The sequence below is a fragment of the Thermorhabdus hydrogeniformans genome (genome assembly GCF_049310025.1).
Taxonomy (GTDB): domain Bacteria; phylum Bacillota; class Thermosediminibacteria; order Thermosediminibacterales; family Tepidanaerobacteraceae; genus JBJYKD01.
Map to the genome: position 1 here is coordinate 21,080 of NZ_JBJYKD010000034.1, position 9,251 is coordinate 30,330.

At 51.0% G+C, this 9,251-nt stretch carries 6 protein-coding genes and 1 other annotated feature; of the genes, 4 read left to right on the forward strand and 2 right to left on the reverse strand.

What is annotated here, in order from left to right; translation table 11 throughout:
* Positions 1-124: 124 nt before the first annotated feature.
* Positions 125-2,086, reverse strand: a complete 1,962-nt coding sequence (gene metG, locus ACKX14_RS13500) for a methionine--tRNA ligase (protein WP_422448510.1) — start codon at positions 2,084-2,086, stop codon at positions 125-127.
* Positions 2,087-2,235: 149 nt separating this feature from the next.
* Positions 2,236-2,525: a binding site (T-box leader), on the reverse strand.
* 208 nt (positions 2,526-2,733) lie between these two features.
* Here metG and ACKX14_RS13505 point away from each other — a divergent pair.
* The 4 genes from ACKX14_RS13505 to ACKX14_RS13520 all read left to right on the forward strand — a co-directional run bounded on the left by ACKX14_RS13505 (position 2,734) and on the right by ACKX14_RS13520 (position 7,852).
* Positions 2,734-3,438: an ABC transporter ATP-binding protein gene (locus ACKX14_RS13505; protein ID WP_422448512.1), complete on the forward strand. Its 705-nt coding sequence runs from the start codon at positions 2,734-2,736 to the stop codon at positions 3,436-3,438.
* Positions 3,435-5,798 (forward strand): ABC transporter permease, encoded by a 2,364-nt coding sequence (locus ACKX14_RS13510; protein WP_422448514.1) that lies wholly within the window; start codon positions 3,435-3,437, stop codon positions 5,796-5,798. The genes ACKX14_RS13505 and ACKX14_RS13510 overlap by 4 nt, the downstream gene beginning before the upstream one ends.
* Before the next feature lie 20 nt (positions 5,799-5,818).
* Positions 5,819-7,105 (forward strand): efflux RND transporter periplasmic adaptor subunit, encoded by a 1,287-nt coding sequence (locus ACKX14_RS13515; RefSeq protein WP_422448516.1) that lies wholly within the window; start codon positions 5,819-5,821, stop codon positions 7,103-7,105.
* A gap of 483 nt (positions 7,106-7,588) precedes the next feature.
* On the forward strand, positions 7,589-7,852 hold the full coding sequence (locus tag ACKX14_RS13520) for an AbrB/MazE/SpoVT family DNA-binding domain-containing protein (RefSeq protein WP_422448518.1): 264 nt from the start codon (positions 7,589-7,591) through the stop codon (positions 7,850-7,852).
* 98 nt (positions 7,853-7,950) lie between these two features.
* Here the strand turns inward: ACKX14_RS13520 and proC are convergent, their stop codons facing one another.
* Positions 7,951-8,787, reverse strand: coding sequence for a pyrroline-5-carboxylate reductase (gene proC / locus ACKX14_RS13525; RefSeq protein WP_422448520.1), 837 nt, complete (start codon positions 8,785-8,787; stop codon positions 7,951-7,953).
* Positions 8,788-9,251 lie beyond the last annotated feature (464 nt).

Here is a 9,251-nt window from a genome sequence, read left to right on the forward strand (position 1 = left end):
GCGCGCTGTAATCTCATGACCCGCCGGTTAAATTTAAATCCTGAGTTTATCTTTATAATCAGTAAATTCATCGGCGCGGGGTCATGACCGGTATGAAAATAACTTTCTGCACCGAAATCAAATTTTATTTCACTTTCGCACCGGATTCTATGTCTTCATCGACAGTGATAAGCGTGAGTTTTCCGGCGTTGGAAGCGGCGAGCAGCATCCCCTGGGATTCGATACCCCGGAGCTTTGCGGGCTTCAGGTTCGCCACCACCACTATTTTTTTGCCTACCAGCTGTTCGGGAGCATAATGCTTTGCGATCCCGGCGACTATCTGACGGCTCTCGTCGCCGATTTTTATCCGAAGCTTGAGGAGCTTGTCGGCGCCCTTCACTTTTTCGGCCTCCAGCACCTCCGCCACCCTGAGGTCGAGCTTTGCAAATTCTTCAATGGAAACCAGGTTCGCGGCCGCTTCTTCGGCGGGCTTTACTCGAGCTTCAACGCCGTTTCGCCTGTCATCAATTTGTTTTTCCCCATCCCCCGCCGTCTTGACAATGTCTTCGGGTTCTTCAATCCTGGGGAAGATGATTTCCTTTCTTTCAACGCAAAGCCCTGCCGGCAGTTTGCCCCATGTCTTTACGCTCTCCCACGTGGCAAGACTTTCATCGGCTATGCCCAGCTGCTGCCTAATTTTGGCCGGGGTGTTGGGCATAAAGGGCGATATGTGCACCGATATGATGCGGAGGGCCTCCGCCAGGTTGTAGAGCACGGTGGAAAGGCGGTCTTTTTTGTCGGGATCTTTTGCAAGGCTCCAGGGCATGGTTTCATCGATGTATTTGTTGGCCCGACCGATGAATTTCCATATCTCCTGAAGCGCGCCGGAAAACTCCAGACCGTCCATCAACGTTTCCACCCTGCCGGGCAGGGCCTCGGCCATCGCCGCAAGCTCCCTGTCGATTGCTTCGGCGGGACCGGGGGATGGAATCTTTCCGCCGCAGTATTTTTCAATCATTGTAACGGTGCGGGAAAGCAGGTTCCCCAGGTCGTTGGCCAGGTCAAAGTTTATCCTGTCCACCAGTGCCTTGTTGGAAAACACTCCGTCGGCCCCGAAGGGAATCTCCCTCAAGAGGAAATACCTTACGGCATCCACGCCGTAAAGGTCCACCAGCGCCCTGGGGTCTATCACATTGCCTTTGGACTTGGACATCTTGCCGCCTTCCAGTATAAGCCAGCCGTGGCCGAAGACCTTTTTGGGCAGCGGCACACCTAAAGCCATGAGCATGATGGGCCATATGATGGTGTGGAACCTGACTATTTCCTTGCCCACCAGGTGTACATCAGCGGGCCAGTATTTGTTAAACAGCGCGTCATCCTCCAGGGAATAGCCCAGAGCGGTTATATAGTTTGAAAGGGCGTCGATCCAGACGTAAATCACATGCTTTTCATCAAAGGGCACGGGAATACCCCAGTCGAAGCTGGTACGAGAAACGCACAGGTCTTCAAGGCCCGGTTTCAGGAAATTGTTTATCATCTCTCTCTGCCGGGAAGGCGGCTGGATGAATTCCGGATGGCTTTCGATGTACTCGATCATCTTATCTCTGTATTTGGAGAGTCTGAAGAAGTAAGCCTCTTCCCGAATGAGTTCCACGGGGCGACCGCAGTCGGGGCACTTGCCGTCCACCAGCTGGTGCTCCGTGAAAAAGGACTCACAGGGTGTGCAGTACCATCCTTCGTATTCACCCTTATATATGTCTCCCTGGTCGTATAACTTCTGGAAAATGTTCTGGACGGCTTTGACATGGTAATCATCGGTGGTGCGGATAAAGTGATCGTAGGAAACATCCAGTGTCTTCCACAGTTCTTTAATCCAGGCCACAATTTCGTCAACATACTCTTTGGGGGTCTTGCCGGCCTCCTCGGCCCTGCGCTGAATCTTCTGGCCGTGCTCATCGGTGCCGGTGAGGAAAAAAACATCGTAACCGGTGAGCCTCTTGAACCGTGCCATGGCGTCGGCCGCCACCGTAGTATAGGAATGGCCGATATGAAGTTTGTCGCTGGGGTAGTATATGGGTGTTGTAATGTAAAAGGTTTTCTTTTCCATGTGATTTCCTCCTTCTATTTATTTTTTGTTTCATTTTTCACCGGAGCGGTTAAAGCGCCCAACCTGCGGTACTCCCGCCGGGAGAAAAGTTTGTTGTCGGCAAAAAACGCCCCGTCAATAAAACCGTCAACAAAAATCCCCCGCCCCCGTAAAGGGGCGAGGGACTTCCTCGCGGTACCACCCTAATTTGCCCGTGAAAGGGCCTCGGCCAGGTACGGGAAACGAGTTTCTCCCATCCGCGCGCACAGCCAAAAGCGCGAAACGGAAAAACTTTTCCGATACCCGAAGGCTTTTTAACGGGCCTTAACCGTTGCCGCCTACTTTGCTTCGACGGCCCGACTCCGGGGCCATGTTCGGCAGGGTCTTCGGAACCGGCTCTCACCTCGCCCGGCTCTCTTTGTCCTATCCCCCTGCTTACTCTTCCCTTCATGGTCTTTAAAAGTATGTCAGCAATTATATACCACAATATGTAACAAAAGTCAAGCGCGCCCGCAGGGGCCGACCGGGTCCAATTGCCCCTTTTGTCGTTGATGTTTTAAAAGCAGGCGGTCTCAAACGCGTTTACATTGACGTAAATTTAAAGAAATCATATAATTATCTTGCTACATACCTACCGGCCGGTATGCCCCGAAAAAAGGAGGAAGCCGATGGACGTTATCTTGAAAGCCCGGAACCTCACCAAATATTATCAGATAGGCGAAATAAGGGTGGAGGCATTAAAGGGGGTAACTTTCGATATATATGCGGGAGAATTCATTGTGGTGCTGGGCCCCAGCGGGTCCGGGAAAAGCACCCTGCTGAACCTCATCGGCGGCATGGATGTACCAAGCTCGGGTGAAATTTATTTCAAGGGCAGACCCCTCCACGGCGCCCCGGAAAAAGTCCTCACGGAATACAGGCGCGATGCGGTGGGATTCGTGTTTCAGTTTTACAACCTCATGCCCGATTTGACCGCCTACGAAAATGTAATGCTGTCGGTGGAGATCGCCAAAAACCCCCTGAATGCGAAGGAAGTTCTGGAGCACGTCGGTCTTGCCGACAGGGCCGACCATTTTCCGGCCCAGCTGTCGGGCGGCCAGCAGCAGAGGGTGGCCATCGCCAGGGCTGTGGCCAAAAACCCGGAGATACTGCTGTGCGACGAGCCCACCGGGGCGCTGGATTCTTCCACGGGAATACAGGTGCTGAAGGTGCTCAGGGATTTTAACCGCATGTATAAAAAGACCGTGGTGGTCATCACCCATAATGCGGCCATTGCAAAGATGGCGGACCGCGTTTTTTATTTAAAAGACGGGAGATTGGAGCGCATCGAAAATGTGCCAAATCCCCTGCCGCCCGGGGAGGTGTCGTGGTGATACTGAAAAGCAAGATGTGGCGGGACATCGGCGAAAATAAAACGGCGTATGTCGCCTGTGCTGTTGTTATCGTCATAGGGCTTATGACATATACTTCCATGCAGTTGGTCAGAGATAATCTTGCTGTCGCCAGAGAGGAGTTTTACAGGCAGTATCATTTTGCCGACGGCTTTGCAAAAATCCGGGCGATGCCGTATTCCCGGGTAGAAAAGCTCGAAGAAGTAGAGGGCATAGACCAAATCCAGGGGAGGCTGGTGCATGACGTCCGGGTTTTGATGCCGCAAAAAGAGAAAAATGTGTATTTGAGGCTGATTTCCCTGGACACGGACAAATCCGATAGTCTCAACGGAGTAAAATTGTCCAGGGGTTCGTTTCCCGGCGAAGGAGAAAAGGCTATAGTTCTGGCTGACAAGTTCTTCGACGCCAACCGGCTCTCTCTGGGCGATACGCTTACGGTGATCATTGAAGGCAAAAAGGTGGAGCTTAAAATTGCCGGGACAGGTCAGAGCCCGGAGTATATTTACGCCATGAAAGACGTTCAGACCATTTTCCCCGATCCACAAGCTTTTGAGGTGGCATATATGCCTTATGATGTCATGGAAGGCCTGTTCAATCAGAAAGGGACGGTCAACGATATATCGTTTACTTTAAAGCCGGGTTACGGGTTTGACGATGTAAAAGAACGGCTTGAGACGGAGCTGGAAAAATACGGCCTGGAAAGCTTAATTCCGGCCAGGGACCAGATGAGCAACGCCATATTGACCCAGGAATTGAAGCAGCTGGAAAAGACCTCCAGAAGCGTTCCGCTGCTTTTTCTCTTAATTTCTGCCATTATACTGTACATCATGCTCAAAAGGCTGGTGGAATCCCAGCGGGGGCAGATAGGGACCCTCATGGCCTTTGGATACAGGAAGGGCGAGATCCTTTTTCACTATCTTTCTTACGGCCTGATAGTGGGCGCGGCCGGAGGCGTGATGGGAGGCATTCTCGGCACGGCCCTTTCCGCATCCATGACAAAAATGTATCAGGAATTTTTCAGCCTGCCCGGGCTTGCCGGGAGGTTTTCTGTAAAATATTTTCTTTCCGGCATATTGTTGTCGGTGGGCTTCAGCCTTATTGGAGCTTTTGAGGGGGCAAAGGGGATTTTAAGGCTGAAGCCGGTGGACGCCATGCGCCCGCCGGTCCCGGTATTTAACAGAAAATCGCGGCTGGAGCAAATACCGGGTTTCTGGGCGGCTTTTACGGTACAGGGGCGCATGGCCGTAAGAACCATGCTCAGAAATAAGGGCCGGAGCTTTTTTACTTTTATCGGAATCGTATTTACCTTCAGCATCATGGCCTCGCTGTGGTCCATGATGAGTGCCAGCGATGTTATGATAATAGACCAGTTTACAAAGGTTCAAAAATATGATATTAAGATGACGTTCACCCGAGCCGTGCCTTCAAATGAAGCGGTAAGCGAGCTGGCCAAGGAAAAAGGAGTAAAGCGAGTCGAACCGGTGGCGGAAGTGCCTGTGAGCCTTCAGTATCAGCAACACAAAAAAGATGTGGTGGCTCTAGCGCTGGTGCGGGATTCGGAGCTTTATACCCCTGTTGATAAAGGCGGGGACCGGGTACCGATCCCCGAACATGGAATGTTGCTGTCCGAACAGATTGCCCAAAAATTAAATGTCGGAGCGGGAGACAGGATACGGGTAGAAAGCCCGTGGGCCAGGGAGTCGCCGGTGTATGCGGAAGTGGCGGGGATAATTCCCCAGTACCTCGGCTCCAACGTATATATGAGCCAGGATTACTGTTTTAAGCTGCTTGGGCAGGGTAAAATGGCTACATCAGTCTTTATAGCCATGGACAATAATTATATTCCCGCTCTAAAGCAAAAATACTTTACCTCAAAAGTTGTAAGCACAATCGAGGAGAGGCGGCAGACCATAGATAAATATAGGCAGCTCATGGGTTCCTATTCGTATACGATATGGATGATGGCGCTGCTGGCGGTGATAACGGGTTTTGCCATAGTTTACAACTCAAGTATAATTACGCTGGCCGAAAGGAAAAGGGAACTTGCTTCCCTTCGGGTCCTGGGAATGCGGCCGGGGGAAGTGATGGAGGTAATTTCGGTGGAACAGTGGTTTATAGGCATTTGCGGCATTCTGGCAGGCATTCCCCTGACATTTGCTATAAATCTGGGGATATCCAGAAGCATGAGCAGCGAGCTTTATTCGATACCGGCAGTGACAGACCCGTGGGCACTGGTGCAGGCTCTGGCAGGGACGGTACTCGCCATATGGCTGGCCCTGCGGTGGATAGCCCGCAGGGTAAATGAGCTGGACCTGGTGGATGTCTTGAAGGAAAGGGAATAACGGTGAGGGAGTGGAGGAACATGAAGAGGCCGGTGAAAATGGCATTGATAATTGCCATTGCCGTAATCGTTGCGGCGTATGCGGCATTTAACGCAATGCAACCCCTTAAAGCTGAACTTATAGAAGTAAACCCGCAGACGGTGTCGCTGGATTTTAAGGAAGAGGGAATTGTGGAAGCGGCATTGGACCGCCCTGTCTATAGTATGGTAAGCGGAGAAATCACAAATCTTGCGGTGCAGGAGGGTCAGCGGGTATCTAAAGGAGCCCTGCTGGTGCAGATTAATACAAAAGATATGCAATACCAACTGGCACAATTGAAGGCCCAGCGCAAAAGTCTGGAAGGTCAGGAAGAAAAAACGTTCCAGGAAATCGAGCAGCAGTTAGAAGGGCAGAAGCTCGCGCTGGAGGAAACACAACGGCAATTAGACAGGAGCCGGGAAGATTACCAGAGGACGAAAACCCTGTTTGAAAGCGGTGCGGTGCCCGAAGTGGAGCTCGAGGCCGCCGAAAATGCGGTAAAGCGGCTTGAAAATGAGCTTTTGCAGCAGAGGTCGAAGCTTCAACTTTTGATGGAGCAGGTCGCCCCCATGGGGGCGGGTACTTCCGGAGAAATACCCGCCCAAAACCGCATCGGGAACACCCCTGCAAAGCAGTATTTCCAGGGTATGATTGAAGCGGTGGACGCCCAGATAAAACAGCTGGAATATCAGATTGGAAACAGCCGCATTACCGCTCCCGTCGACGGCATTGTACAGGAAGTTGACGTAAAGCCAGGGATGGTGGTCTCGCCCCAGATGCGGCTTATGAAAATTGTGGGCACGGGCAGATATGAGATAAATACTTACCTGCTTGCCGAAGATGTGCTCCATGTCAGGGAAGGGATGAAGGTTACACTCATTCAAAAAAGGAAAGATGGAGATTACAGGTTCTACGGGATCGTTAAATCCATCGCCCCTTCGGCTGTCGAAAAAGTGTCGGCTCTGGGCCTCATTGAGCGAAGGGTAAAAGTTACCGTTCAGCCTGAGGGAAATATGCCAGAGCTTCGGCCGGGATACAGCGTGGATGTGGAGTTTCGGGTGCTGGAGCAGAAGGATAAAATGGCGGTGCCCAAAACATGCCTTTTCCCTTACGAAGGTGGGGACGCCCTCTGGGTCGTGCGAGACGGCCGCGCCCGGGTCCAGAAAGTAACAAAAGGGATGGAAACCCAGGAACTGGTGGTCATTGAGCAGGGCTTAAAGCCCGGAGATAAAGTCATAAAAAATCCCCGGCTCGAAGGTCTGAAGGAGGGGAAAAAGGTCCGGGGATAAGGGTCGAGTTCGGCCCGCCGGGCTTTGCGCAAACCATCACTGTTATTTTTTCACAGGTAAGATCATCTATGCGAAGTAATCTTTTCATTACATACTCAACATCGGTCTTTGTATCATTTAATTTTATTCTCAACCCTTTACCCGGAGTTTCAGAGCCCTGCTTTTCCGGCACCACGGATGCTTGTCGAATTTTAACGCCCGCCGGAGGCGGCTTTCGACAGGTTTACAAACAATTTTCCACACCGCTGAACTTAATGCCTTATGGAGTGCAAAAAATTCCTTGCCTTTTGCTCAAATCTCTTTTTTCGCATCATTGAAGTCTTTCCGGCCCGCGCCCCGTATTTGACGCACTTAAGGAGGGGCAGAGTTATTTGCAAATTTTTAACTGTAAAATTTTTTAGTTACTATTGACTTTTATTGGCATTTCTGGTATGATTTAACCCAGAAAGATATGTCGAAAATTGACATATAGGGGGCAAAAACATGAAATCAACAGGGGTAGTTCGCAAAGTTGACGAATTGGGGCGCATAGTAATTCCCATGGAACTAAGGAGAACTCTAGATATATCCAAAAAGGATTCACTGGAGATTTTCGTCGATGCGGACCGGATTGTCTTGAAGAAGTACGAGCCCGCGTGCATATTTTGCGGCAGTGCGGAAGATATGGTAAACTTCAGGGGCAAGAATATCTGCAAAAAATGCCTCAAAGAAATAGAAGCTGTCAGCGCCGAAAACGCAAACCGTTAAATGCAAAAATTAAAGAAGAGACCGGGTCTCTTCTTTTTTATTTTATTTATTTTAGCCTCACTTGGTTTTGCATCAGCAGTAATTTTTCGGCAGGGGGTTTATTTCCCCGCCATTAGGCTGGTCTCCATCATCAGCTCTCTTGACCTGGCGGCGGCTTTTTTGATGGCCTCGATAATGGAATTTGTGAACCCGAGGCTTTCCAGCGTTTCAATACCGGCCATGGTGGTGCCCCCGGGCGACGTGACTTTTTTCCTCAGATGCCCCGGGGCCTCGCCGGTTTCCAGGGCCATTTTTGCCGCACCGAACACCGTCTGGATGGCGAGCTTTTCCGATATCTCCCGCTCAAGGCCAGCCTTTATGCCGGCTTCTATCATTGCCTCCATCATGAGGTAAACGTATGCCGGTCCGCTGCCGGAAAGCCCCGTCACCGCATCCAGGGCCTCTTCCTCCACATGGATCACCTTTCCAACCGACGAGAAGATCCCGTCCGCCACCTCAAGGGCTCCGGGCCCGGCATAGCGGCCCCTGGCCACGGCCGTAGCCGATTCTTTCACCTGACAGGAGGTGTTGGGCATTGCCCGGATCACCTGAACTCTGCCGCCCAGGCGGCTTTCAATAAAGGCGGTGCTGATCCCGGCCGCCACCGATATCAGGACATGGTCTGCGGTGACATATTCCCTGATAGTGAGGAGAAGCTGATTCACATCTTTGGGCTTTACGGCTATCACCAGTGTGGTGCATTTTGATACCACCTCCCTGTAATCCCGGGTGGTGTTCACGCCATATTTTTCGGCGAAATGACGAAGCCTTTCATCGTTTTTCCGGTTTATTACAAATATCTCCCCCGGCATGTAGACGCCGCAGCTCAACATTCCCTTCAGCAGCGCTTCCGCTATGGAACCCGCGCCGATAAGGCCGAGATTGCCTTTCTCCATGAGTTATACCTCCCGCCATTTGTGGTTCATAGTGCAGTAAATAAAAAACCTTTCGCCCAGCAAAGGACGAAAGGTTTAAATTCCGCGGTACCACCTTTTTTGGTCATAAAGACCCGGCTTTGAGGTACGCCCCGAAAAAGCATCCGGGGTTATACCCTCCCCTTTTTAACGGAGGGGAAGTTCCGTTTAGGCTCATCGCCAACAGCTCCGGGGCGGGTTCGGAAAGCCGTTTGCGCAAGAAGCCTTTCAGCCGACGAGCTTCTCTCTCTTTTCGCCTGGGCCGTTCCTACTGTTCCCCATCAAAGCTTTTATCGTTTCAATGAATTTTTTGTTAAATTATATTATATCACCTTTTTATATAGTGTCAATATCTTTTTTGACGATCACCTGTAGATGAGCCACAGTTTCGTTCACACTACTTTATTAAAGTTAAAAAGACATTGCAAAGGGTGGGTATCCCTGAG